At 62.9% G+C, this 23516-nt stretch carries 22 protein-coding genes and 2 pseudogenes; 11 read left to right on the plus strand and 13 right to left on the minus strand.

The window, feature by feature from the left end:
- Positions 1-5: 5 nt before the first annotated feature.
- The 8 genes from paaB (at position 6) to AC630_RS18025 (ending at position 6876) form a co-directional block, all read left to right on the plus strand.
- Positions 6-293 carry a 1,2-phenylacetyl-CoA epoxidase subunit PaaB gene (gene paaB, locus AC630_RS17990; protein ID WP_015687593.1) on the plus strand — a complete coding sequence of 96 codons (288 nt, stop codon included), beginning with the start codon at positions 6-8 and terminating at the stop codon, positions 291-293.
- Positions 293-1069, plus strand: coding sequence for a 1,2-phenylacetyl-CoA epoxidase subunit PaaC (gene paaC, locus AC630_RS17995; protein ID WP_074119826.1), 777 nt, complete (start codon positions 293-295; stop codon positions 1067-1069). The genes paaB and paaC overlap by 1 nt, the downstream gene beginning before the upstream one ends.
- Positions 1063-1566 (plus strand): 1,2-phenylacetyl-CoA epoxidase subunit PaaD, encoded by a 504-nt coding sequence (gene paaD / locus AC630_RS18000; protein WP_074119827.1) that lies wholly within the window; start codon positions 1063-1065, stop codon positions 1564-1566. Before paaC ends, paaD begins: the two co-directional genes overlap by 7 nt.
- A 123-nt stretch (positions 1567-1689) precedes the next feature.
- Positions 1690-2772, plus strand: coding sequence for a 1,2-phenylacetyl-CoA epoxidase subunit PaaE (gene paaE / locus AC630_RS18005; protein ID WP_074119828.1), 1083 nt, complete (start codon positions 1690-1692; stop codon positions 2770-2772).
- Positions 2773-2873: 101 nt separating this feature from the next.
- Positions 2874-3323, plus strand: coding sequence for a hydroxyphenylacetyl-CoA thioesterase PaaI (gene paaI, locus AC630_RS18010; protein ID WP_074119829.1), 450 nt, complete (start codon positions 2874-2876; stop codon positions 3321-3323).
- A gap of 46 nt (positions 3324-3369) precedes the next feature.
- On the plus strand, positions 3370-4701 hold the full coding sequence (gene paaK / locus AC630_RS18015) for a phenylacetate--CoA ligase PaaK (RefSeq protein WP_074119830.1): 1332 nt from the start codon (positions 3370-3372) through the stop codon (positions 4699-4701).
- 51 nt (positions 4702-4752) lie between these two features.
- Positions 4753-5757 (plus strand): quinone oxidoreductase family protein, encoded by a 1005-nt coding sequence (locus AC630_RS18020; RefSeq protein WP_074119831.1) that lies wholly within the window; start codon positions 4753-4755, stop codon positions 5755-5757.
- Between the two features lie 63 nt (positions 5758-5820).
- Positions 5821-6876 carry a YeeE/YedE family protein gene (locus AC630_RS18025; RefSeq protein ID WP_074119832.1) on the plus strand — a complete coding sequence of 352 codons (1056 nt, stop codon included), beginning with the start codon at positions 5821-5823 and terminating at the stop codon, positions 6874-6876.
- Between the two features lie 86 nt (positions 6877-6962).
- Here AC630_RS18025 and AC630_RS18030 read toward each other — a convergent pair.
- A pseudogene (locus AC630_RS18030) lies at positions 6963-7871 on the minus strand (DMT family transporter); the annotation flags it as partial.
- Between AC630_RS18030 and pdxR the strand changes: the two are divergent.
- Positions 7870-9297, plus strand: coding sequence for a MocR-like pyridoxine biosynthesis transcription factor PdxR (gene pdxR / locus AC630_RS18035; protein ID WP_208867026.1), 1428 nt, complete (start codon positions 7870-7872; stop codon positions 9295-9297). The pseudogene AC630_RS18030 and the gene pdxR sit on opposite strands and share 2 nt — an antisense overlap.
- 10 nt (positions 9298-9307) lie before the next feature.
- Here pdxR and AC630_RS18040 read toward each other — a convergent pair whose 3' ends face one another.
- The 6 genes from AC630_RS18040 to AC630_RS45495 form a co-directional block, all read right to left on the minus strand.
- On the minus strand, positions 9308-10531 hold the full coding sequence (locus AC630_RS18040) for a bifunctional alpha/beta hydrolase/OsmC family protein (RefSeq protein ID WP_074119901.1): 1224 nt from the start codon (positions 10529-10531) through the stop codon (positions 9308-9310).
- A gap of 25 nt (positions 10532-10556) precedes the next feature.
- Positions 10557-11219, minus strand: a complete 663-nt coding sequence (locus tag AC630_RS18045) for a sulfite oxidase-like oxidoreductase (protein ID WP_074119834.1) — start codon at positions 11217-11219, stop codon at positions 10557-10559.
- Positions 11220-11222: 3 nt separating this feature from the next.
- Positions 11223-12545, minus strand: coding sequence for an MFS transporter (locus tag AC630_RS18050; protein WP_074119835.1), 1323 nt, complete (start codon positions 12543-12545; stop codon positions 11223-11225).
- A 32-nt stretch (positions 12546-12577) separates the two neighbouring features.
- On the minus strand, positions 12578-13798 hold the full coding sequence (locus tag AC630_RS18055; protein ID WP_074119836.1) for a cytochrome P450: 1221 nt from the start codon (positions 13796-13798) through the stop codon (positions 12578-12580).
- Between the two features lie 57 nt (positions 13799-13855).
- Positions 13856-14065 (minus strand): ferredoxin, encoded by a 210-nt coding sequence (locus tag AC630_RS18060; protein ID WP_018648108.1) that lies wholly within the window; start codon positions 14063-14065, stop codon positions 13856-13858.
- A gap of 221 nt (positions 14066-14286) precedes the next feature.
- Positions 14287-14589 (minus strand): hypothetical protein, encoded by a 303-nt coding sequence (locus AC630_RS45495; protein ID WP_167561235.1) that lies wholly within the window; start codon positions 14587-14589, stop codon positions 14287-14289.
- A gap of 428 nt (positions 14590-15017) precedes the next feature.
- Here AC630_RS45495 and AC630_RS18070 point away from each other — a divergent pair, with 428 nt between their 5' ends.
- Both AC630_RS18070 and AC630_RS43940 read left to right on the plus strand, forming a co-directional pair.
- On the plus strand, positions 15018-16139 hold the full coding sequence (locus AC630_RS18070) for an ATP-grasp domain-containing protein (protein ID WP_143198125.1): 1122 nt from the start codon (positions 15018-15020) through the stop codon (positions 16137-16139).
- A gap of 1 nt (position 16140) precedes the next feature.
- On the plus strand, positions 16141-16557 hold the full coding sequence (locus AC630_RS43940) for a hypothetical protein (protein WP_143198126.1): 417 nt from the start codon (positions 16141-16143) through the stop codon (positions 16555-16557).
- 128 nt (positions 16558-16685) lie between these two features.
- On the opposite strand, the gene AC630_RS18075 is transcribed toward AC630_RS43940, so the two are convergent.
- The 6 genes and pseudogenes from AC630_RS18075 to AC630_RS18095 form a co-directional block, all read right to left on the minus strand.
- Positions 16686-19781, minus strand: coding sequence for an ATP-binding protein (locus AC630_RS18075; protein ID WP_245330434.1), 3096 nt, complete (start codon positions 19779-19781; stop codon positions 16686-16688).
- 126 nt (positions 19782-19907) lie between these two features.
- Positions 19908-20048 (minus strand): annotated as a pseudogene (locus AC630_RS48355) (zinc-ribbon domain-containing protein); the annotation flags it as partial.
- Positions 20049-20539: 491 nt separating this feature from the next.
- Positions 20540-20872: a hypothetical protein gene (locus AC630_RS18080; protein ID WP_074119840.1), complete on the minus strand. Its 333-nt coding sequence runs from the start codon at positions 20870-20872 to the stop codon at positions 20540-20542.
- Between the two features lie 10 nt (positions 20873-20882).
- On the minus strand, positions 20883-22124 hold the full coding sequence (locus AC630_RS18085; protein ID WP_074119841.1) for a molybdopterin-dependent oxidoreductase: 1242 nt from the start codon (positions 22122-22124) through the stop codon (positions 20883-20885).
- A gap of 45 nt (positions 22125-22169) precedes the next feature.
- On the minus strand, positions 22170-22400 hold the full coding sequence (locus AC630_RS18090; RefSeq protein ID WP_074119842.1) for a hypothetical protein: 231 nt from the start codon (positions 22398-22400) through the stop codon (positions 22170-22172).
- A gap of 224 nt (positions 22401-22624) precedes the next feature.
- Positions 22625-23515 carry a LysR family transcriptional regulator gene (locus AC630_RS18095; RefSeq protein WP_074119843.1) on the minus strand — a complete coding sequence of 297 codons (891 nt, stop codon included), beginning with the start codon at positions 23513-23515 and terminating at the stop codon, positions 22625-22627.
- Between the last annotated feature and the right edge of the window lies 1 nt (position 23516).

The raw sequence follows: 23516 nt of genomic DNA on the forward strand, positions 1-23516 counted from the left end.
TTACGATGGCCACGCCGAACACGCCGCTGTGGGAAGTCTTCATTCGCAGCCGCAACGGGCTTGCGCACAAGCATGTCGGCTCGCTGCATGCGAGTGACGCCACCATGGCGCTGCAAGCCGCGCGCGACATCTATACCCGCCGCGGCGAGGGCCTGTCGATCTGGGTGGTGCCGTCGAGCGCGATCACCGCGAGCGATCCTGCCGAAAAGGGAATGATGTTCGAGCCGGCGGAATCGAAGATCTACCGGCATCCGACGTTCTACGAGGTGCCCGAGGAAGTGGGGCACATGTGATGCCCGTCGCAAACATCCAGGTCTCCGAAACGCCGCTGGTGCTCTACGCGCTCCGCCGTGCCGACGATGCGCTGATCCTCGGCCACAGGCTGTCGGAATGGTGCGGGCATGCGCCGATGCTGGAAGAGGACATGGCGCTCTCCAACATCGCGCTCGACCTCATCGGTCAGGCCCGCGAGCTCTATACCTACGCCGCCAAGGCCGAAGGCAAGGATAACGACGAGGACAAGCTCGCTTACCTGCGCGATATCAGGCAGTACCGCGACCTGCTGCTGGTCGAGCAGCCCAATGGCGACTTTGCCCAGACCCTGGTGCGGCAGTTTTTCTATTCCGCCTTCGCCGACCTCTACTGGCGTGCGATGATGACCTCGCGCGACACGACGCTCGCGGCCATTGCCGCCAAGTCGGAGAAGGAGAGCGCTTATCATCTGCGCCATGCCTCGGAATGGATCATCCGGCTCGGCGATGGCACGGACGAAAGCCATGCCCGCGCGCAGGCTGCGATCGATCACCTCTGGGCCTTCACCGGTGAGATGTTCGCAGTCGACGATGGCGAGCGCGCCCTGATCCATGCCGGTATCGCCATCGATCCCGGGACCCTGCGCGGTCGCTGGCTGACGACGCTCTCGGATGTCGTCGGCGAAGCAACGCTGGTGCTGCCGCAGAACGACTGGATGCAGCAGGGCGGCCGCGTGGGCCGGCACAGCGAGCATCTGGGCCATCTCCTGTCCGAGCTGCAATCGATGCAGCGCACCTTCCCGGGGCAGACATGGTGACGGTACTCGATCGCGATAGCGAGTTGCGCCGGCGCGCCTGGGATGCCGCGGCAAGCGTGGTCGATCCCGAGATTCCGGTCTTGACCATCGCCGAACTCGGTGTGCTCCGCGATGTCGTTCTCGACGGCGATCATGTCGAGGTTGCGATCACCCCGACGTATTCGGGCTGCCCGGCAATGAACATGATTGCGCTCGAAATCGAGGTCGCGTTGGAGCGTGCGGGTTTCCGCCAGCCAAAAGTGCGTACCGTGCTATCGCCGGCCTGGACGACGGACTGGATGAGCGAGGAGGGCCGCCGGAAGCTGCGCGCCTACGGCATCGCGCCGCCGCAAGCTTCAAACTCACGGCGCGCGCTGTTCGGCGAGCAGGCCGTCACGTGCCCGCAATGCGGCTCGCAAAATGCCGAGCTCTTGTCTGAATTCGGCTCGACCTCCTGCAAGGCGCTCTGGCGCTGCAAGGCCTGCCGCGAACCCTTCGACTATTTCAAGTGTCATTGAGAGGCGTGCGATGCCAACCCCATTGTCATTGCGAGCGCAGCGAAGCGATCCAGGCTGTCTCTGCGCTGGGACTCTGGATTTCTTCGATGCGCTCGCAATGACGGCTAGATCAAATCCAGGGTAATGTCAGCAGCCGCACCGCGCTTCCATCGTCTCGCCGTCAACGATATCCGCCGGGAGGCATCCGACGCCGTTTCGATGACGTTCGCTATCCCCGGCGAACTCGCCGGCGATTACGCCTTCACGCCCGGCCAGTATCTGACGCTCCGCACCACATTGGATGGCGAGGAGGTGCGCCGCTCCTATTCAATCTGCTCCGGCCCTGATGACGGCGAGATCCGCATCGCCGTGAAGAAAGTCGACGGCGGCGCGTTTTCGAACTGGGCGGCGGATGAACTCAAACGCGGTGATGAGCTCGACGTGATGACGCCGACGGGGCGCTTCGGCGTGGTTCCGCCGGCTGATGCCGGGCGCATCCACGTCGGCTTTGCTGCCGGCTCCGGCATCACGCCGATCCTGTCGATCGTCAAGGGCACGCTCGCGCGCGAGCCGGATAGCCGCTTTTTCCTGTTCTATGGCAACCGATCGACCGACAACATCATGTTCCTCGAGCCGCTCGAGGAGCTGAAGGACCGCTTCATCGATCGCCTCTCGATCTTCCATGTCATCTCCGGCGAGGAGCAGGACATCCCGATCCTGCATGGCCGGCTCGACGGCGACAAGGTGACGGTGCTGTTGCGCTCGCTGGTGCCGGCCGCGAGCGTCGATCATGTTTTCATCTGCGGTCCGTCCGGCATGAGTGAGGACATCGAGGCGACCTGCCGCGATCTCGGCATCGCAGAAGAGCGCGTCCATGTCGAGCGCTTTGTCTCCGAGTTTGGCGGCAAGCCGCGGCCGAAGAAGGAAGTTGCTCCCGACGCGCCGCCGAAGGCGATCGCCTCGCTGATCATCGACGGCAAGCGCCGTGACGTGCCGGTCGCCGAGGATGAGGCGATCCTCGACGCCGCGCTGCGCGCCGGAGTCGATCTGCCCTTTGCCTGCAAGGGCGGCATGTGCTCGACCTGCCGCGCCATGCTGGTGGAAGGTGAGGCGCCGATGGACATCAACTATTCGCTGGAGCCCTGGGAGCTGAAGGCCGGCTTCGTCCTGACCTGCCAGGCGAAGCCATCGTCGGAGCGGGTCGTGGTCGACTACGACCATGTCTGATCGGGCATATCAGATCCCAACAATGCAAATGCGTCGCATTATTTGACAGCTTGAGCCAACCAGCAGAACATCATGTGCAAACATTTGACCGGGAGAAGCGCGTGAACGTCAAAGCCGACCTGTCGCCTGAGGACGTTGCCCGCGCCTGCGCCGACGCGATGTGGGCGGAGGACGATGCCTCCAAGGGGCTCGGCATGGAGATCGTCGAGGTCGGCCCGGGTTTCGCGGTGCTCGCAATGACGGTGCGGCCAGACATGGTCAATGGCCAGCGCATCGCCCATGGCGGTTTCATCTTCACGCTCGCCGATTCCGCCTTCGCTTTCGCCTGCAACTCGCACAACGACCGCGTGGTGGCCGCGCAGGGCCAGATCACCTTCATCAAGCCCGGCAAGCTCGGCGACCGCCTCGTTGCGCAGGCAAGGGAGATCACCCGCGGCGGCCGCTCCGGCATCTATGATGTGCGCGTCACCGCAGGCGATACCGTCATCGCGGAATTCCGTGGGCATTCGCGTGTCATTCCCGGCACGTGGCTGCCGCCGCAAGATCAATAAGAGACCAATAAAGAAAAGAACAAACCAATGATGTGGGGAAACGAGAATGGCTCTGACGAGGCTCAAGGAAGGTGGCAACGCCTATAGTCCCGAGATGGACGCGCATGAGCGCGCCTCACGCGACGAGATCATGGCGCTGCAGAAACAGCGTCTGGCGTGGTCGCTGAAGCACGCCTATGACAACGTCGCGCATTATCGCAAGGCCTTCGACAAGGCCGGCGTGCATCCGTCCGATTTTCGCGAGCTCGCCGATCTTGCGAAATTTCCGTTCACGGTGAAGACGGACCTTCGCGACAACTATCCCTTCAACATGTTCGCCGTGCCGCGCGAAAAGCTGGTGCGCGTGCACGCCTCCTCCGGCACGACGGGCAAGCCGATCGTCGTGGGCTACACGCAGCGCGATATCGACACCTGGTCGGAGGTGATGGCGCGCTCGATCCGCGCGGCCGGGGGCCGCACCGGCATGATCATCCACAATGCCTACGGCTATGGTCTCTTCACCGGCGGGTTAGGGGTGCACTACGGCGCCGAAAAACTTGGCTGCACCGTGGTGCCGATCTCCGGCGGCATGACCGAACGGCAGGTGCAGCTCATCAACGATTTCCGGCCCGACATCATCACGGTGACGCCGAGCTACATGCTGGCGATCCTCGATGAGTTCAAGCGCCAGAAGCTCGATCCGCGCCAGTGCTCGCTCAAGGTGGGCATCTTCGGAGCCGAGCCCTGGACCAATGCGATGCGCGGTGAGATCGAGGATGCCTTCGACATGGACGCGACCGACATCTACGGCCTCTCCGAGGTGATCGGCCCCGGCGTCGCGCAGGAGTGCATCGAGACCAAGGACGGCCTGCACATCTGGGAGGACCATTTCTACCCTGAAGTGATCGATCCCGAGACCGGCGCAGTGCTGCCCGATGGAGAGAAGGGGGAGCTGGTCTTCACCTCGCTCACCAAGGAAGGTTTTCCGGTGATCCGCTATCGCACCCGCGACCTGACCCGGCTGCTGCCGGGCACGGCGCGGCCGGGTATGCGGCGCATGGAGAAGGTGACGGGCCGCTCCGACGACATGATCATCCTGCGCGGCGTCAATCTGTTCCCGACCCAGATCGAGGAGGTGCTGCTTGCCACCGACTGGTGCGGCGGACACTTCATCCTGGAACTGACCCGCGAAGGCCGCATGGACGAACTGACCATCATCGCCGAGGCAAGGCCGGAAAGCTGGGACGGTCGGGGGCTCGTGGATCATGCCGACCGGATCGTAACCCATATCAAGAACACGATCGGCATCAGCTCCAAGGTGCAGGTGGTCGCGCCGGCGACCCTGGAGCGCTCGCTCGGCAAAGCCAAGCGGCTCTACGACAAGCGGCCGAAGGATTGACTTGACCGCCCCCAGAGGCGACAAGGCCCGCGAGAAATCGTGGGTCTTTCGATGTCATCAACCGATACCAAAGCCGTCGAAGCGCGCTGCGTGCGCCTCAATGCCAAGGCCGAAAATGCTGCCGCGGTTGCGCCGGTTGTCGAGCGCCATATCCTCACGCGCGGCCCGAACGACCTCCTGATCGAGGTGAAGGCTGCCGCGGTCAATCCATCCGATGTCAAGGCCGCGACCGGGCTGATGCCCTATGCCGTGTTCCCGCGCACGCCCGGCCGCGATTACGCCGGCGTGGTGATCGACGGCCCAGCCGGCACGGTCGGCCGCGAGGTGTTCGGCTCATCCGGCGATCTCGGCATCCGCCGCGACGGCACCCACGCAACCCACCTCGTCGTCGAGGCGGACGCGGTGGTGGAGAAGCCGAAGACGGTGTCGTGGGAGGAGGCGGCCGGCATTGGCGTGCCCTTCGTCACTGCGATGGAAGGCTTTCGCCGCGCGGGCATTCCAAAGCGCGGCGAGACGGTGCTGGTATTCGGTGTCAACGGCAAGGTCGGCCAAGCTGCCGTGCAGATCGCGACCTGGCAGGGTGCGCGCGTCATCGGCGTAGTGCGCAAGGCCGAAGCCTATGAAGGCCATGCCAACGCGCCAATCGAGGTGATCGACGCCTCCGCTAGCGACGTCGCTGAACGCGTTCGCGAATTGACCGGCGGCAAGGGCGCTGACATCGTCTTCAACACGGTCGGTGATCCCTACTTCCAGGCCGCGCACAAGTCGCTCGCCTTGCGTGGCCGTCAGATCCTGATCGCCGCGATCGACCGTATCGTGCAGTTCAACATCCTCGAATTCTATCGGGGACAGCACACCTATGTCGGCATCGACACGCTCGGGCTGTCCTCGGCAGCAACCGGTGCGGTGTTGCGCGAACTCGGCCGCGGCTTTGCCAGCGGTCACTTGAAGCCGTTTCCGATCAAGGCGAATGCCGTCTATCCGCTGGAGCGCGCCAGGGAGGCCTATCTTGCCGTCGCCGGCTCCTCGCGGGATCGCGTGATCCTGAAGCCGTGAAATTCGTCATTGCTTCGCTGCGCTCGCAATGACGGAGAATGATGAGAGGTCTGAGGACAGCTTATGGAATCCACCCAACTCGTCATCCTCGCCGGCCTTGTGATCGGCCTGGTTTACGGCGCCGTTGGCCTGCTCAGCGGTTTCTGTCTGATGAGCAGCATGCGCGGTATTCTTGCAAAAGGTGATGGGCGGTTGGTGAGGACCTATGCGCTGGCGATTGCGGTCGCGATCGCCGCCAGCCAGTTCCTCGCCGGCAACGGCTCGGTCGATCTCGGCAAGTCGATCTATTTGCAACAATCCTTTTCAGTGCCGGTGCTGTTCCTCGGCGGCCTCCTGTTCGGTTACGGCATGGTGCTGTCGAACGGCTGCGGCTCGCGCGCGCTGGTGCTGCTCGGTCGCGGCAATCTCCGCTCCTTCGTCGTTGTGATCGTGCTCGCCATCGCCGCCCAGATGACACTCAAAGGCCTGATCGCGCCGGCACGTATTGCGTTGGTCCAGGCTTCCCAAACCACCGTCATTGCCAATTCGCTGCCGTCGCTGCTGGCATCGCTCGGACCTTCCGAAGTCGTTTCGCGCGCGTTGGCCGCCGTCGTGGCCGTCGTCGCGCTGGTCCTGTTTGCTTTTGCCCATCCGGCGTTCCGCCGCTCGCCGGGCCAGATCGCTGCGGGTGTCATCGTCGGTCTCCTCGTCGCCGCCGGCTGGTTTGTCACCGGCTATCTCGGTGCTGACGAGTTCAATCCCGTCCCGGTGACTTCGCTCACCTTCATCGCGCCGATCGCCGACGCGCTGCAATACGCCATGCTCTCGACCGGCCTGACGCTGAATTTCGGTATCGCGACGGTTGTCGGTGTCCTCGCCGGCAGTCTGGTCACCGCACTTGCCACCGGTCGCTTCCATCTCGAAGGTTATTCATCGCCACGCCACATGCTTCGCTCGGCCAGCGGCGCAGCGCTGATGGGGATCGGCGGCGTGATGGCATTCGGTTGTTCGATCGGGCAGGGGCTCACGGGTGTGTCGACGCTCGCGGTAGGCTCGTTCATAGCGGTCGCCGGCATTCTGCTCGGAACGACGGCAGGCCTGCGCGGTGCGCTGCGCGTGCAGCCCCTCGCGATGGCCTGACCGCGCAGCAGCCGGTCGCCGAGCGTCGCAAGGCCGATGCCAGCGACGATCAACCCGGCCGCAACGGCAAGACTGATGTCGATCGGTTCGCCCAGCAGAATCGCAGCGCTGCCGATGCCGACGAGTGGCGTTGCGGTGGTGCCGAGTGAGGTCGTCAGCGCCGAGATGCTCTTGTTGACCATCGACATCGCCCAATAGGCCAGCGCGGTTCCGATCAATCCCGAATACAGGAACAGCGACACGAGCCTCCACGACCATTCCATGTGCGGCAGGCCGTCCGTGATCGCGGCCGAGGCCGAGAGCACGATCGTTGCGACGAGCACCTGCCAGATCAGGAGCTGGAGCGGGGATGCGCTCCAGCGGTGCGCGCGGATATAGATGATGTTCGCGGCCCAGCAGATCGCGGCCAGGATGACCATGCCGGCGCCGAGCACGACGCTAGCGTTGGTCCAATCGATCGACGCCGGGTTCAGGATCACGGCAAGGCCGATCAATCCGAGCAACGCGCCGGCGAGCCTTGGCGCGGTCAGCGTGTCCTTTCCGAGCAGGGGCGCAGCGAGCGCGACCCAGAGCGGCGTGGTGTAGCCGAGCACGATGCCCTTGCTCGCGGGCAGGAAGCGCAGGCCTGCCGCGGCCAGGGTCGAGAACAGCGTCATGTGCAGCAGCGCAACGCTCAGGACCACCGGAATGTCGCGCCGTTCCGGGATCACCAGATTGTTGCTCAGTCCGAGGATCACGGCGAGACCGGCCAGCGCGATCCAGCTCCGGATAGCCGCAGTCCACAGCGGCGGGACGAACTGCACGAGCTGCTTCGTCACCGACCAGTTAACGCCCCAGGCCAGCACGACGATGAGGAAAAGGCCGACGGCCGCACGCGGTGACAGGGAGTTCATCTCAGAGGTCCTTGAAGCAGTCCGGTCCGGCGGATACCATCCGCCTGGTACTTCCAAAAGCACCAGATCGAGAAGGAATAAGGTGCCAGTTTCGGAAGACATGGTCTCCGCCCTGATCGGCCTGAAGCGGACCGACGACGAGGGGCTGGTGGCTCAACTGACGAGCCAGCTCCGAAGCCTGATCGCGACCGGCCGTCTCGGCAAAGGGCGCACGCTGCCGTCGAGCCGACGGCTTGCGAGCGATCTCGGCGTCTCGCGCAACACGGTTACCTACGCGTTCGAGCAGCTCGCGGCAGAGGGATATCTCGAGGCGTCGCGCGGCCGCCGTCCGGTGGTCACGGTCGACGGCGGCGAACGTCACAGAACGGGCGCCGTTGCATCCGGCGTGCGCTCCGGCAAGCCGCGGCTCTCACCTTGGGCGTCGAGGCTCAAGCAGACCGATTGGCCGATGTCCTACCTGGCGCCGCTGCGGCCGCTGCGTCCAGGGCACGGAGATGCGCGGGAGTTTCCGAATGAAGTCTGGGCGCGCTGCCTGCGCCGCAGCGCCGTGCGTGCGGCCAAACGTGAGCTCGGACCGGTCAATCGAACGCGCCTGCGCGAGGCGCTGGCGCATTATCTCGCGACCAGCAGGGGTGTTCGCGCCTCGGCGGACCAGATCCTGATCCTGCCAAGCGCGCAGGCCGCGCTGACGTTGATAGCGGCTGCTGTCATCACGCAAGGCGACGAGGTCTGGGTCGAAGATCCCGGCTATCCCGGCGCCGCGGCCGCCTTCCGTGCGTCCGGCGCGCGCGTGACCGGTATCAGGCTGGACGAGCAGGGTATGCAGCGTATTCCGGGAGCGGCGGCGCCAACGCTGATCTTCATGACGCCGTCGCACCAGCACCCGACGGGCCGGCTGATGTCTCTGGCCCGCCGAACCGAGTTCCTTGGCCTGAGCAGGCCCGGCAAGACCTGGATCGTGGAGGACGATTACGACGGCGAATTCCACTATGACAGCCGTCCGGTGCCGTCCTTGCAGGGGCTCGATGCCCATGGCCGCGTGTTCTACGTCGGCACGTTCTCGAAGGCGATGACCTCGGACATCCGGCTCGGCTATCTCGTCGTGCCGCCGGCGCTGGTCGGCACCTTGGAGATCGCTCAGCGGCACATCGGGCTGATCGCCGCCAGCCACATCCAGGAAGCGCTGGCCGAATTCATCGCCGGCGGACACTTCCTCGCGCATCTGCGCCGGATGCGCCGGCTCTATCACGCGCGTCGGGATCACCTCGTCGAGGGACTGGAGCGCCATCTCGGCGAAGTGCTCTCGGTTGAGGTACCCTCGGGCGGCATCCAGCTCGTCGCCCGCCTCAAGCGCGGACGCGCCGATCAGGCGGCGGTCAAGCGGCTGGTCGAGGCGGGCGTTGAAACGCGCGCCTTGTCCAGCCTGTCGCTCGGCCGGCCACGCGATCACGGCCTGCTGCTCGGCTTTGCGGCCTGGCGCGAAAACGAGATCAGCACTGCCGTGCGGACGATGGCGTCGTGCTTGTAGTGCAAGCGCGCTAGTCCACAGCCTTCGTCACGATCCGGATCTCGGAGGTCAGTGTCCGGTGTACCGGACACTTGTCCGCGATCTCCATCAGCTTTTTGCGCTGCTCGGCGTCGAGCGCGCCGTCCATCGCGATGTCGCGCTCGATCTGGTCGAGCATGCCTTCGCGTGTCTCGCACTCTGCGCAATCCTTGGCGTAGATCTTGGAATGCTTCAGCGTGACCGTGACGCGGTCGAGCGGCAGCGACTTGCGGTCGGCATAGAGGCGCATGGTCATGGAGGTGCAGGCGCCCAAGCCGGCGAGCAGGAAGTCGTAGGGACCCGGGCCGGCATCCTCGCCGCCGGCTGCCGCCGGCTCGTCCGCCACGAGACGATGGGGGCCGACGGTGATGTTCTGGTTGAACTTGCTCTTGCGGGTCTCCTGCACCACGACCTTGCGCGGCTCCTCTGCGCGATCCATTGTCTTCGCGGGTTTTGCCGTTTCGATGTAGCGGCTTGCCCAGACCGCGATCACGTCGGCCGCGTAGAGCGCGTCTGCTGGTTTCGTCAGCAGATGATCGGCATGGTCGAGCGAGACGAAGCTCTTGGGATGCCTGGCCGCAACGAAGATCTTGGTCGCATTGTCGATACCGACGGTGTCGTCGACCGGCGATTGCATCACCAGCAACGCCTTGTGCAGGCCGGTGACGTCCTTCATCAGCTCATGCTCGACGATGTCGTCGAGGAATTCGCGCTTGATCCGGAACGGGCGGCCCGCGAGCGAGACTTCGACCTCGCCCTGCGCGCGGATGTTGTCGAGATGCTCCCTAAACAGGCCGGTGACGTGTGCCGGATCGGACGGTGCGGCAATAGTCGCGACCGCCCTGGCTTCCGGGATTTGGCCGGCTGCAGCCAGGATCGCGGCGCCACCGAGGCTGTGGCCGATCAGGATCGACGGTGCCTTGCGCATAGCGCGCAGATGATCGGCGGCGCGCACGAGATCGGCGACGTTGGAGGAGAACGTGGAATTGGCAAAATCGCCTTCGCTGGAGCCGAGCCCGGTGAAGTCGAAGCGCAGCACCGCAATGCCCTTGGCTGCGAGCGCGACCGAGATGCGTTTTGCGGCGAGCGTGTCCTTGCCGCATGTGAAGCAGTGGGCGAACAGCGCGAAAGCCGCAGGCTCGCCGTCCGGCAACTCCAGCGCGGCCGCGAGCTGATGGCCGCCTTCGCCCGTGAACTGAAAGCGTTCCGTCGGCATGGGCATCCCCCGTCGTTGCTTGAACCTAATCGCCTGAATAGCGTTGCTCGGCCCAGGGATCGCCGCGGTTATGGTAGCCGCGGACTTCCCAGAAGCCGGGCGCGTCGTCGGTCAGGAATTCGATCGCCTGAAGCCACTTCGCGCTCTTCCAGAAATAGAGATACGGCACGACCAGCCGCACCGGGCCGCCATGCTCCTCCGTCAACGGTTGGCCCGACCAGCTATGGGCGAGCAGAGCGTCCTCGGCTGCAAAATCTTCCAGCGCGAGGTTGGTGGTGTAGCCGTCAGAGGAATGTAGCACGACGAAGCGTGCATCGTCGCGCGGCTGGCATGCCGCGAGCAACTCGCTCGTCGCAAGCCCTTCCCACTCGTTGTCGTAGCGCGACCAGGTCGTCACGCAATGGATGTCTGAAGTGAACTGTGCCTGCTTCTGCGCGCTGAACTCGGCAAAGGTCCAGAACACGGGATTGTCGATCGCGCCGTAGACGTCGAGCCGCCAGCGCTCGCGCGACACCGGCGGCACGACCCCGAGATCGAGCACCGGCCAATCCTTGGTGAGATGCTGGCCGGGCGGCAGGCGCTGGCCCTCCGGGCGCGTGACCCGGCCCGTGAGGAAGCGGCCCTCGCGCGCCCATTTCTCCTTGGTGCGCGTCAGCTTGTTGTCGGGCGGCTCGCTGTCGTTGGCCATGAGCTACTCGTGGCGGTGCATCGCGGAAGCGTGCTTGGTGTCGCGCATCGTGGAATAGATGATCAGCGACAGGAAGATGACGCTGGCGAGATAGTAGTAGAACCACTCCTCATGCCCGATGGTCTTGAAGTAAAGCGCGATCGCCGGCGCCGTACCGCCGAAGATCGAGACCGTGATGGCATAGGGCAGGCCAACGCCGAGGGCGCGGACATTGGTCGGGAACAGCTCGGCCTTCACCACCGCATTGATGGAGGTGTAGCCGGCCACGAACAGCCAGGCGGCGCAGATCAGGATGAATGCCATGAATGGCGACTTGGTCTCCTTCAGCGTCATCAGCAGCGGCACGGTGGCGAGCGTGCCGGCCACGCCGAAGAAGATCAGCAACGGCTTGCGTCCGATCTTGTCGGAGATGGCGCCGTAGATCGGCTGGAGGATGGTCGCGAAGATCAGCGTGCCGAAGATCACGAAGGTGGTCTGGTCCTCGGTCAGGCCGACCGAGAGCTTGACGAAGGTCTGCATGTAGGTGGTGAAGGTGTAGAACGCCGCGGTGCCGCCCGCGGTGAGACCGACCACCAGCAGTAGCTCTCGCGGATAGCGCAGCAGGTTGGCGAGCGAGCCGGTCGGCTGCACTTTCTTCTTGGCTTCCTCGAAGGCTTCGGTCTCGTGCAGGCCGCGCCGCATCACCGCGGCGAAGATCGCGAGCATCGCGCCGATGGCAAACGGGATACGCCAGCCCCAGGCCTTGAGCTCCTCCGGGGTGAGGAAGACCTTTTGCAGGAGCAGCAGCACGATGATCGCGGTGAGCTGGCCGCCGATCAGGGTGACGTATTGAAAGCTTGAATAAAAGCCGCGGTGCTTGGGATCGGCGACTTCGCTCAGATAAGTGGCGCTGGCGCCATATTCGCCGCCGAGGCTCAGGCCTTCGATGACGCGGGCGAGCGCCAGGATCGCCGGCGCGGCAACGCCGATCGTGGCATAGGTCGGCGTCACCGCGATGATCAGCGAGCCGAAGCACATGAAGACGACCGACAGCGTCAGGGAGATACGGCGGCCGAAATGGTCGGCGAGATAGCCGAAGAACCAGCCGCCTAGGGGGCGCATCAGGAAGGTCGCCGCGAACACCACGGCGGCGTTCAACTGCTGCACGACCGGGTCGTTACCGGGGAAGAAGGCCGGGGCGAAATAGAGCGCGAACGCCGTATAGGCGTAGAAATCGTACCATTCGACGAGATTGCCGATGGAGCCGATGAAGATGGCCTTGATCCGCCGTTCCGCGTCGGCGATGTCAAAATGCTCGGAGGCCGGTTTGGTTGCTAGCTCTGTCACGCCCGGCCTCTCCGCTTAGCTACTGGAAAGGCTTACATCGCCTTTCCAAGCAGAAATGGCAACTGGCGGGGGCCTCTCACCGTGCCCTGCGACCAGGTCACGGTGCCTGCTGGATCGAGCCGGAAGTCCGGAATCCGTTTCAGCCATTCCTCCAGCGCAACCTGCATCTCCATGCGCGCCAGATTGGAACCGACGCAGCGGTGGATGCCGAGGCCGAAGGCGGCGTGGCGGTTCTCCCGTCGGTCGATCACGACTTTGTCAGCGTCCGGAAACACCTTGGGGTCGCGGTTCGCGGCCGGGAAGGACAAGAGCACCATGTTGCCCGCCTTGACCGGGCAGCCCGAAATCGTGGTTTCCTTGACCACCTCGCGAGCCATCGTCACCGGCGAATAGGCGCGCAGCAGTTCCTCTACGGCGGTCGGGATCAGCCCGGGCTCGGCGATCAGGCGCTCGCGGTCGGCCGGCGTCTTGGCGAGATGCCAGAGCGAGGAGCCGATCGCGCTCCAGGTGGTGTCGATGCCGGCGATCAGGAGTAGCCGCAGCGAACCCAGCACGTGCGAATCCTCGAGCGGGTTGCCCTCCTTGTCCTTGGCGTTCATCAAGTAGGAGATGAGGTCGTTTGTCGGCTTCTTTTTGCGCTCCTCAATGTGGCCGCTGAAATAGGCGCTCATCTCCTGCACGGCCTGGAGCAGCATGTTCTCGTCCTTGATGCCGAGCTCAAGGATCATGTGGATCCAATTGACGAAGAGGTCGCTGTCGCTTTCGGGAATGCCGAGCATATGTGCGATCGCGCGCACCGGAATGTGTTTTGTGTACCGCGCTGCCGCATCCACTCTGCCCTCGGCGATGAAGTCGTCGATCAGCTCGTTGCAGATGGCGCGAACCCGCGGCTCGAGCTTCTTCATCGCGTCCGGCGTGAAGGGCGGCAGCAGCAATTGCTTGGCCGGCTTGTGCACGGGGGGATCGGAGGTGATCGGCGGGGCGGCGTTCCGGGCGATTTCGGGCCGTACGTTACGGACGATGATCCGGCGCGAGGAGAAATGCTCGGTGTCGTTGGCGATCTCGCGCACCGCCTCATAGGTCGTCGGCATGTAGCAGCCGAGGAAACGCTCGGTGTGCACGACCGGGCTCGCGGCGCGCAGCTCGTCCCAGATCGGAAAAGGATCTTCCGTCCACTGGGGATCGGTGTGGTCGAAATCATGGACCCAGTCGGTCACGGGCGGGTGGGCGGCGGGCTGGCTGACGTCGGACATCTCGGGAATCTCTCGGGTTCGTGGTCGCTGAAGGCACACAAGCGGGCGGAGAGCGCGCTACTCCTCGATCACATCGATTGCGATTTCCGGACAATTGGATTTGGCAAGCCAGGCCTTGTCTTCAAGGCCGGGAGGGACCGTGCCGTCTCCGGCCTCATGGGCGTTGCCGTATTCGTCGAGTTCGAAAAGCTCCGGCGCCAGCGCCTTGCAGCGCGCGTGGCCCTGGCATTTGTCGGGATCGACGTGAACCTTGAGTCGCTCTGCCATTGCGGCTTCCTCGGCGTGTGTGCGGGCCTGAAAGGGCCGCGCGTTCCTCGTGTCAGATCTTATCCGCGGCACTCACCGCGAGTTCTAAGTTATAGTATATTACATTCGCGACAGGCTTCCCCTGTCAAGCGCAAACTTGTGGTAGACAGTCCAGCAGTAACCGCGAAGGCGTCGTCGTATACTGCGAAAGTTTCTAGTAGGACTGACCTACGATCAAGCGCTCATCCAGGGATGAGGGGATTGTTCCTGCGAGAGCCGATATGACCCACTATTGTGGTGGGCCCGTGGATCCCGTCGGGAATCCCACCAACGATGCCTATGTGCATAGATGTGCGGGCCGTCGCCCGCCCGGACTTCTTCCTAGCCATGGTATGCGCCGGCCACCCCTCCGCCGCCCCGACGATGCGCTCGGGTTCGTTGACCGGCAAGTCCTGTGGCCGCTGGCCGCCGCGGAGGCTGTTGACCGACGCGAACCGGTAGGCGAGCGCCCAGTCGTCCTTCCGTTCGCGCAAGACGGCCAGCACTCTCGCCAGGCCTTTGGCCGGCTGCTTCTGGCCACGGCAGGCCTTGGTCGCCTGCCTGCTCGATGTCTCCAAGTGCCCCAAAGAGGTCATAAGCCCGATCGGACCTATACAAGTTCGGCTGAGTTGGGATTTGCTCGGCTTAGAGCGCTTCAGTGCAGAGGCCTGCCCGGGTAATGCCGTGGGCCTGATAGGGAGGCTCTACCGCACAGCGTCGGCCGATCGTAGCCGTTCAAGCGCGCGAACCTAAGCGCACCGCATGGCCATAGAGGAGTGGCTACGCCGACCGTCGGAAAGGCGCCGATCCGATGCGGCGAAGGCGCAGTGGAAATTTGAATTCTATCTGAAATTGAATGTCTATTTTATGTCTTATGATCCATACTGTCTTTTTCTATGGGCGACATATCTCTGTGAGACGCAGGAGAAGTTAATTGACTGCGCGATTGCTCTTTACGAACGCTGGTCACGCTCCGAGCAACAATCTGGCCCGCAGCTTGCGAAGAGGGGCCGAGCCTGTCTTCATCGTCGGCTGTAATGACGACCAGTTCACTCTGAAGAAATCCGACGCGGACAGACACTATCTCGTTCCGCCCGTGGACCATCCGGAATGGTCCCAGGCACTGCGATGGATTGTCGAAACAGAACGGCTGGATCTCATTGTTCCTACGGTTGATTCTGATCCGGACAGCTTGTCGCGCGTGCGTAAGCACCTGAGCGAATACCTGTTCCTGCCACGCGCATCCGTGCTCGAAATCTGCCGGGACAAGTACCGTCTCATTGCGCTCTTGCGCGCCAACGGCGTCGACGCCCCCGCGAGCTATCAGGTGAAGGATCTGAGGCACATTACCAGGATCTTTCAGGAATTGAGGGGCAGCAGGCCACTGTGGTGCCGTGTTCGGGACGGGGCTGGCGCGCTTGGTGCACTGCCGGTTCGAACGCCGGAACAGGCGCGCAGCTGGATCCGGTACTGGAAGGAGATGCGCGGCGTGCCTGTCTCCGCGTTTATGCTTTCAGAGTACCTGCCAGGCCGCGATTTCGGCTGTCAAAGCCTTTGGAAGGATGGCGAGCTGGTGCTGATCAAGACGTATGAACGGCTCTCCTATCTCGGGACTGGCAGCCAACCAGCGGAAGTTTCTTCCGTAGCAGCCCTCGCAAAGACCGTGTTCGAACCGAAGGTCGTCGACACCTGTATACGGGCGATCCGATTGCTTGATGCAAAGGTGTCTGGCGTTTTCAGTGTGGATCTCAAAGAGAATGCACGCGGCGTTCCTTGCATCACGGAAATCAACGCAGGACGATTTTCGTCCGCAACCAACATCTTCGATCTGGTTGGAAAGCACAACATGGCCGCGAGCTTTGTCCGGCTGGCGCAAGGTGTGCCGGTCGATATTGAGGACAGTTACGACGCGGCTCCGGATTGGTACATGTTGAGAGGCATCGATGGCCCTCCGTGCATCTTCCACGCCTCCGAATTCTCCGATAACATCAAGAAACCTTGGCAAGGGGCAGGCCCCCGTCGGGGCCGCTTGCAGGCAACCGCAAGAGGCAACTAGCATGGCGGATATCAAGGTCTACAAACGGGTGAACAAGGGTCGCACGTTTATCCGGGTGGCGGTCACACCCAAAAGCACAGAGACGCGCAAGCTGCTTCGTCAATTCCAGGCCGGAGTCAGAGAATTTGAGAAAGATTGGAAAGCGACCCCAGCCTATCGTGAAGCGCAAAAGGCCAAGAAAAAAAAAGAAGAAGGCTGCAAAGTAGCGAAACCGACGAACAGGTCGTCGCTACGGTCACGATCGATCGAGATCTCGATAGCCATCAGCTGGAGACGATCCAACTCGAGCTACGGGCTCTTGCGCGATCCTGCGGGCTGGAGGTCCGCAGCATTGAGGTCGAAACCTCCACTCGCCGCTAGAGCGTTTTCGAGCGAAGTGGACACCGGTTCGCGTAAAGAAAACGCGTCAAAAAAATAATCTAGAGCCCCGTTCCGATTCCATCGGAACGGAAGTGGCTCTAGCCCGCATTTCAGTGCCCGGTTTTCCGAGCCCGCGAGTGATCGCCCGTGGCACGTTTTGGCTGACCTGGTCCCGGGAAGATTGCGCTAACTGCCACACGCGGCATGCTCCTCCGGCGAGAACTGCATCCCGAGTTCCGAGAACAGTGCTGTGGCGATGTTGAGGTGTTGTTCAGCGCTCGTCTGCTGGCCGATCCATCGGTAGCGTTTTCCGAGCCCGAGGTGGCATTGAGCCGCGAGAGGTCGCAGACCAAGCTCTTCGGCCCGGCGCAGCGTTTCGAGAAAATTCGTCTGGCATTCATCAAGGTGAGGAGGGTCTGTCGCGCCAAGCTCGGCAAGCAATCGCAGTGCGTAAGCTTCGTGGCCGCGCTCGCCATGTTTGCGTGAAAGCATCAGCGCCCGTTGGCCGCACTGCTCAGCCTCGACCGCCCGAAGCTTTCTAAGGTATGCCTCACCCAATCGGACCAAGGTCATGGCGAGCCCGCTCATGCGGTGCATTGCGGTCGAGTCTCGTTCGGTTTCCTCCAACAGTGCAATGGCCTCGTCGAGGCGGTCGGAGAGGCAATAGGCATATCCAAGGGACGTTCCGATGAGTGGTGTCATCAGCGGTAGAATCCATGAGCGGCAGAGCTCAAGGCCCTCCTCAAGGACGCTGATGCCTCGCGGCGCTTCGCCCCGAAGGGCTAGAACAGTGCCAGCTCCGTAACAGGAGAACGCAAGGCTGTAGACGTGGTTGGCAGCTCTGGCAATTTCCATGGCCTCTTCCGCAAGGCGCAAGGCCTGGTCGAACTCGCCGAGCTCGGCAAGCGAACACACCAGATAGACCCGCCTGAAAACGCCTTGAACGCCGGTCGTTCCCATCGTGTCGGAGGCGAGATCACCGCGAAGGCGCTCAACGGCCGGAGACAATATTTGCACCGCGCGATGATGACCTCCCTGTGCCGCCAGGGCTGCTCCCAAGTGTCCACTGACGATCGTCCGAAGCGAGAGGTCGTCCAATTCGTTCGCTATAGACATCGCGCGTTCGCCCGCCTCGATCGCCGGGCCCAACTCGCCCAGCAAACGGTAGTATTGGCATATGAATGACGATGCCTGACCAAGCCTTCGCTTGTCCGCGAGTTGTATCGCCTGCGCCTCCACTCTCTGCAGTTGGCCCAGGCATTTCTCAAGGTGGCCCAAGGGGTGAAGCGCGTTGCGGAGATCAAAGCGAATATCGATGGTAAGTTCGATATTGTCTTTGGTCTCAGGCAACTTCTCGAGGATCGTGAGCGCCTGTTCGAACCAGACTCGCCCGTTCTCGAGCGCCGATCGCGAGAGCGCCTTCAATCCGGCCTGCCGCAGGTATCGAACAGCCTTGTCCGGCAACTCTCCGCGAACCGCATGCTGCGCAAGACGCTCAATGTGCTCGCCGATCCGGTCCCGATACAGAGTCTCGATTGTGCCGACCAGTCGCGCGTGCAGCGCGCGGCGTCGCGTCCGCAGCAAGCCGTCATACGTTACCTCGTGGGTGAGCGCGTGTACAAACGAGTACTCCACGTCCGGAAAGAACCCGGACTCGTAGAGAAAGCCGGCCGCCAGCAGCCGATCCAGCGCGTCATCCAGTGCGCCTTCCGTCAGGTCGGCCATCGGTCGAAGTACCGCCAACGGAGTCTCGCGGCCTGCAACTGAAGCAATTTGCAAAAGATTCTTGTCACCGGGAAGCAGCCGATCTATTCGCGCCGCCAAAATGGCCTGGACGGTGGGGGGAACCTGAACATTTCCGGTCGGACGCAACAATCGATAGTGACCGCGTTCTCCGGCGAGGTATTCGGTCTCCACCAGGGACCGGACTGTTTCCTCAATGAAAAAGGGATTGCCGCCCCGCGCGATCAGAAGCTGCTTGAGTGAAGCGAGCTCAGGATCTTCACCCAGGAGTGCCTCCAGCAGATAGCGCGTGTCACGGGTCGGCAACGCGCTCAGCCGGATCTGATGGTAGTTTTCCTTGCTCCCCCAGTTGTGCTGGTAGTCGGGGCGATAGCTGACAAGCAGCACAAGGCGAGCCGAGCCCAGGACGGCGACCAAGGCATCGAGCAATTCCTGCGTTTCGCTATCCACCCAATGGAGGTCCTCGAAGATCAAGAGGACCGGTTGTTTGCGAGCCTCCCGCAGCAATAAACTCTTCACGGCATCGATATTGCGACGCCTGCGTTGAATTGGATCGAGCGTATGCCAGCTTTGGTCGTCGACCGGGATATCGAGCAGCGCCAATAGCGCGGAAAGCGTCGGTTCCAGCCTCTCGTCGAGAGCGAAGATTTTCTCGACCACCTTTCGGCGCATCTCATGGAGCTCATCCCGGTCTTGGATGCCAAAGTAGCTCTTGAGAAGCGCGATGACGGGCAAGTAGCTGGTCGCCCTTCCATGCGAGATCGACGTACTGTCGAGTACCAGCCAGCCAAGCAGGCCGAGCAGCCGATTGGCGTGGGTGAACTCGTAGACGAGACGCGACTTGCCCACGCCCGCCTCACCAATGATCGCTACCGATTGGCCCGATCCCGTGTCGGCTAGTTGCTGTGCGCGACGCAGCTCATCGAGCTCGGCCTCGCGGCCGATAAACTGGGTCAGGCCCCGAATCGTTGCGGCCTGCAAACGAGTGCGCGCCGGCCCCGCTCCGATGACCTCATAGACCTCCTCGGGCTCGGCAAGCCCCTTCACCGGCAGCGGCCCCAGCGACCGCGCCATGACGTATCCCTCAGCCAATCGGATGGTCTTCTTCGTCGTCAGGATCGAGCCGGGCTCCGCCATCTGCTCCATGCGAGAAGCCACGTGCACGGCCTCACCGACAACGGTGTATTCCCTATCAAGCTCGTTGCTGATCGCGCAGATGACAACTTCGCCCGAGTTGAGTCCAACGCGGATCTTGAGCGGTTTATGATCAGACTGATCGACCTCCGCCAATTTGGCCAAGGAGTCCTGCATCATCAGCGCGGCGTAACAAGCCCGCACGGCATGATCCTCATGGGCGAGCGGCGCGCCAAAAATGGCCATGATACCGTCACCAAGGATCCGGTTGACCGTGCCCTCATAACGGTGGACGGCCTCGCACATCCGCTCGAGCACGGGGTTGAGGATCGCCTGCGCGCTCTCCGGATCTTGGCCAGATATCAGGGCCAGTGAGCCTGTGATGTCTGCGAACAGCACGCTCACCTGCTTTCGTTCGCCCGCGAGTTCGGCGGTAGAGGCGAGATTATCGTCAGGGATGAGTTGGGCAGTCTGTGGTCTCACCGCCTGAGAGCGCGCGGACAGGTAGTTTGCGACGCCCTGACCGGTTGAATGACCGCAATGCGAACAGAACTTGGCCGTCGGCGAAACCTGAGTGCCGCAGTTCGCGCAAACGGGGGTCAGTGCCAAAGCACATTGTTCGCAGAACTTCGCCGCTGCGCCGTTTACGTGCTGGCACCTCGGGCAAATCATCTAGGTTCCTAAAAAAACTCGTACCCACGGTACCGTCGAACTCCATTGCCAACAAGCTCGTTTTCGGCCCAGCGGCGAGATCTGCCGGCCCCAAAAGACCTGCATTTTGATGCAATTAGTGCTTCGCTGGCTTTGCAACCGTGCCGCGAGCGCAGGCACTTGGCTTCCAGACTGGAGAGAGCCCATCCCTCCCTTACCGCTACCTTAAGCCTCGCACGAACGAAGTAATTGGGGCGTTGGAGCGCCGATAGGCTTGCGAGGCTGTCTAGTCGAGTTCCGGTATCGGGGGAGTTTCGGGATTGGAGACAGGGGGCGCCGCAGGCGGCGGGAGCACCCCGTAAGACGCTTCGCAAGACTTGCGCTCAGCGGTCGTTTGGAGAATCGGGTGCGGCATTGCCTGCGCGGCCGCGGTTCGCCGTCCCCGGTTGGAGCGATGAAGATACCGAGCGCTGGCTGGACAACGCCAGCTCGGCCTGGTCGCAGGCCTGATGCTAGTTCGCTCCCTTGGTGCTGACGAGATAGTCGACGATCGCGGGCACATTGCTTTCGTCGATGGGCGCTCTGTAGACCTTGATCATCTTCCGGACCTCGGAGTCCCAGGCGGACTTGGAGAGGGCCGGCTGGTTCAGCACCATGTCTGCGGAGTGACAGGCCAGGCAATTGTTGTTGATGGCGTCCGCGTTGGGTCCACCGGGGAATAGCGCGTCGCCCGATGGAAGCTCCACGGTCGTCGATGTGATCGCCGGGGCGGGCTGGACCCAGGCCGAGGTGGACGTCAACAGGGCAGCGAACAAGGCGCCCAGAGCAATAATGGCGTGCCGCATGAACTCGCTCCTAAATGGCGGTGATGTGAGCCGTCTCGACGACGTTGAGCATGAAACCGCTGTTATTCCAGTTGGGCACTGCGGGCTGAACGTCGCCGCTCAGATTCGTGCAGCGGACCATGAGTGAATGATGGCCCTTCATGAGCTGGGGGATGTTCATCTGCCAGCGGCGAAAGCTGTACTTTCCGTGATCCTCGGCCAGTGTCGCGAGTTGCCAGGTCCGGCCGTCATCCATCGAAAGCTCGACCTTGGCGACGCCCGCGTCGCCTCCGAACGCTATTCCGCGGATCGTCGCGCTGCCGCCCGCTGGAAACGACGCACCTTCCGCAATATTCGTAAAAAAAGATCGCGGCACCATCCGGCTGATGGGAACCATTTTTACCCCGGTCTGGCCCGGCGCTATGTTGGCGTGCGGCGTATCCGGAATGGTATACGCGGTCGTCATCCAGTAATTGTCGTCCGCGCGATCGAGAACCTCGATGTCGCTGAGCATCTTGATCCAATAGGTCGAGTACCATCCCGGCACGATCAGACGCAACGGAAAGCCGTTCAGCAGCGGCAGCTGCTCCCCGTTCATCGCGAAGGCGATCATGACTTCACCGTCGCGAGCATGATCGATGTCGAGCGACTTTCGGAAATCGGGGGCTTCGGGTACCACGGGCTCGTCCAGTCCATCGAATCGGACCTGGATCGCGCCTGACTTCACTCCCGCGCGGTCGAGCACATCCTTCAGCAGAACGCCCGCCCATCGCGCATTGCCCATTGCACCATGCGCCCACTGCGCGCCAGCGACGCGAGGTGAAAAGAAGCCCCGGGAATTGCCCGAGCACTGGTTGACAGCCGCAAGCTCTACGCGAGGCATCTTGAGCAGATCGCTGATGGACAAGGACAGCACTTGGTTGACGTGGCCGCGCACGGCGAGCCTGAAGGCGTCGGCATCCACCGACGTCGGGATCACAGCCCAGTGCCAGCGCACATAGAACTGGTCGTTCGGCGTGAAGACGCCGCGATCGAACACCTCCATTGGAGTTTCCAGCAGCGGCGGTCGGGTGCGCTGCAGGATCATGGACCCCTTCTGCGGGAAGTCATGCGTCACCGGCCGCTGTCGCGGACCGCCGGCAATCGGCAGCTCCACCGATTGATCGGCCCGGGCCGATGAGGTCGCGAGCGCCATGCCGGCGACTCCGATGGTGCGGAGCACGGCGCGGCGAGATAGAGCTTGAGAACGTGTGTTGTTGCGATGTTGCGGCATGGAAAGCTCCTGTCGAGCTGGGCGTGCGCTTTTATGCAGGTTCACTCATCCGAGGATCAGGTCTGCAAAGGGATCTTCGACGCGCTGCTGCGACGGCGCCTGGCGCTGGTACGGCAGATGCCGGTTGGCAAGGCGGAAGCGCTCCTTCGAGTGAATGGTACTCCTGTCGCCCGAGGAATGCATCAGGCTGCTGGCATGCGCGAGCGGCGCACCGAGCGTCGAAGCGGTGATGGCAAGCAAGGCAATTGTGAGGGAAGCGCGGAGCGAACGGGTCATTGTAAATCTCCATCTCGATGTTCTGGCAAGCGGGATATTCAATGTGCTTGCCGCTTCCCAAGAGGTAGACTGCATTGCGGCGGCGATCTAACGAGATGATTGGATCGTTCTAATCGTCGGCCACGATCGAATGCGGAAAGGACGTCGTCGCGAATCGACAACGTCCGAGCGCTTCCGTCGCGGTCGGTTCAATCGTTGCGATAGAAGTGTTGCCGCAGGCCTTCCTACGCAGCAGCACCTGCTGCGAGGCTGGACATCAGCGCTGCTTCGGCCTTGCTCACATGCCGCTCCTTGTGACGCAAAGCGTAGAACGAACGCTTCGCCAGCTCGCCTTCCAGCTGGAACAGCCGCTTTGCCTCGATCGCCTTTTCGACCACCAGATCGGAGATGGCCGCGGCGCAGCGGCCCGTCTCGACCGCCGTTCGAATTGCCTCGTTCGAGGCGAGCTCGAGCGGCACCGTGAGGTCGGAAAGGCGCACTCCGCGCTTCTTCAGAGCCCGTTCGAACATGGCACGCGTTCCGGAGCCCGGCTCGCGAAGGATCCATGGTGTCGTGGCAATCCAGTCTGGGGGCAGCTTTCTCTGGTTCGCCAGAGGGTGTTGTGGGCCCACGACGGCGACCAGCGCGTCGCCGTCGACGCGCCGGGCCGACAATGCGCCGTCGTTAATGTCGCCCTCGATGAAGCCGAGATCCGCCATGCCTTCGCGAACGTTGGTCGCGACGTGTTCGGTGTTGGTGATCTTCACGTCAAGCTCGATGCCGGGATAGATGGCCTTGAAAGCCAGCAGCCTCTTAGGCAGCCAGTAGCTACCGACCGTCTGGCTGGCCGCGATCACAAGCCTTCCGGCCCTGAGCCCGGCGAAGTCCCGCAGGACCTGCTCGGCGGCATGGGCACGCGCCAGCACGGCACGGGCTTCTCCGAGAAACGAGCGGCCCATATGTGTGAGAACGATGCCGCGGCCCACGCGATCGAACAGCTTGACGCCATAACGACCTTCGAGCGCGGCGATCGCCGCGCTCGTGGCCGATTGTGTCAAATTCAACTCGCGGGCGGCTTGTGTCACGTGCTGCTTGTCGGCGACCGCGGCGAAGATCCGGAGCTGTTCGAGCGTCATG

The sequence above is a fragment of the Bradyrhizobium sp. AS23.2 genome (assembly GCF_001908185.1).
GTDB lineage: Bacteria > Pseudomonadota > Alphaproteobacteria > Rhizobiales > Xanthobacteraceae > Bradyrhizobium.

What these genes read in the sequence shown, in the direction of transcription:
- pdxR (WP_208867026.1), top strand. Translation starts at nt 7,870, where the DNA reads ATGGTCTCCGCCCTGATCGGCCTGAAGCGGACCGACGACGAGGGGCTG.
- paaC (WP_074119826.1), top strand. Translation starts at nt 293, where the DNA reads ATGCCCGTCGCAAACATCCAGGTCTCCGAAACGCCGCTGGTGCTCTAC.
- AC630_RS18080 (WP_074119840.1), bottom strand. Translation starts at nt 20,872, where the DNA reads ATGCGGCACGCCATTATTGCTCTGGGCGCCTTGTTCGCTGCCCTGTTG.
- AC630_RS18025 (WP_074119832.1), top strand. Translation starts at nt 5,821, where the DNA reads ATGGAATCCACCCAACTCGTCATCCTCGCCGGCCTTGTGATCGGCCTG.
- paaD (WP_074119827.1), top strand. Translation starts at nt 1,063, where the DNA reads ATGGTGACGGTACTCGATCGCGATAGCGAGTTGCGCCGGCGCGCCTGG.
- AC630_RS18090 (WP_074119842.1), bottom strand. Translation starts at nt 22,400, where the DNA reads ATGACCCGTTCGCTCCGCGCTTCCCTCACAATTGCCTTGCTTGCCATC.
- AC630_RS18060 (WP_018648108.1), bottom strand. Translation starts at nt 14,065, where the DNA reads ATGGCAGAGCGACTCAAGGTTCACGTCGATCCCGACAAATGCCAGGGC.
- AC630_RS18095 (WP_074119843.1), bottom strand. Translation starts at nt 23,515, where the DNA reads ATGACGCTCGAACAGCTCCGGATCTTCGCCGCGGTCGCCGACAAGCAG.
- AC630_RS18055 (WP_074119836.1), bottom strand. Translation starts at nt 13,798, where the DNA reads ATGTCCGACGTCAGCCAGCCCGCCGCCCACCCGCCCGTGACCGACTGG.
- AC630_RS18020 (WP_074119831.1), top strand. Translation starts at nt 4,753, where the DNA reads ATGTCATCAACCGATACCAAAGCCGTCGAAGCGCGCTGCGTGCGCCTC.
- AC630_RS18045 (WP_074119834.1), bottom strand. Translation starts at nt 11,219, where the DNA reads ATGGCCAACGACAGCGAGCCGCCCGACAACAAGCTGACGCGCACCAAG.
- AC630_RS43940 (WP_143198126.1), top strand. Translation starts at nt 16,141, where the DNA reads ATGGCGGATATCAAGGTCTACAAACGGGTGAACAAGGGTCGCACGTTT.
- paaE (WP_074119828.1), top strand. Translation starts at nt 1,690, where the DNA reads ATGTCAGCAGCCGCACCGCGCTTCCATCGTCTCGCCGTCAACGATATC.
- paaK (WP_074119830.1), top strand. Translation starts at nt 3,370, where the DNA reads ATGGCTCTGACGAGGCTCAAGGAAGGTGGCAACGCCTATAGTCCCGAG.
- paaB (WP_015687593.1), top strand. Translation starts at nt 6, where the DNA reads ATGGCCACGCCGAACACGCCGCTGTGGGAAGTCTTCATTCGCAGCCGC.
- AC630_RS18085 (WP_074119841.1), bottom strand. Translation starts at nt 22,124, where the DNA reads ATGCCGCAACATCGCAACAACACACGTTCTCAAGCTCTATCTCGCCGC.
- AC630_RS18040 (WP_074119901.1), bottom strand. Translation starts at nt 10,531, where the DNA reads ATGCCGACGGAACGCTTTCAGTTCACGGGCGAAGGCGGCCATCAGCTC.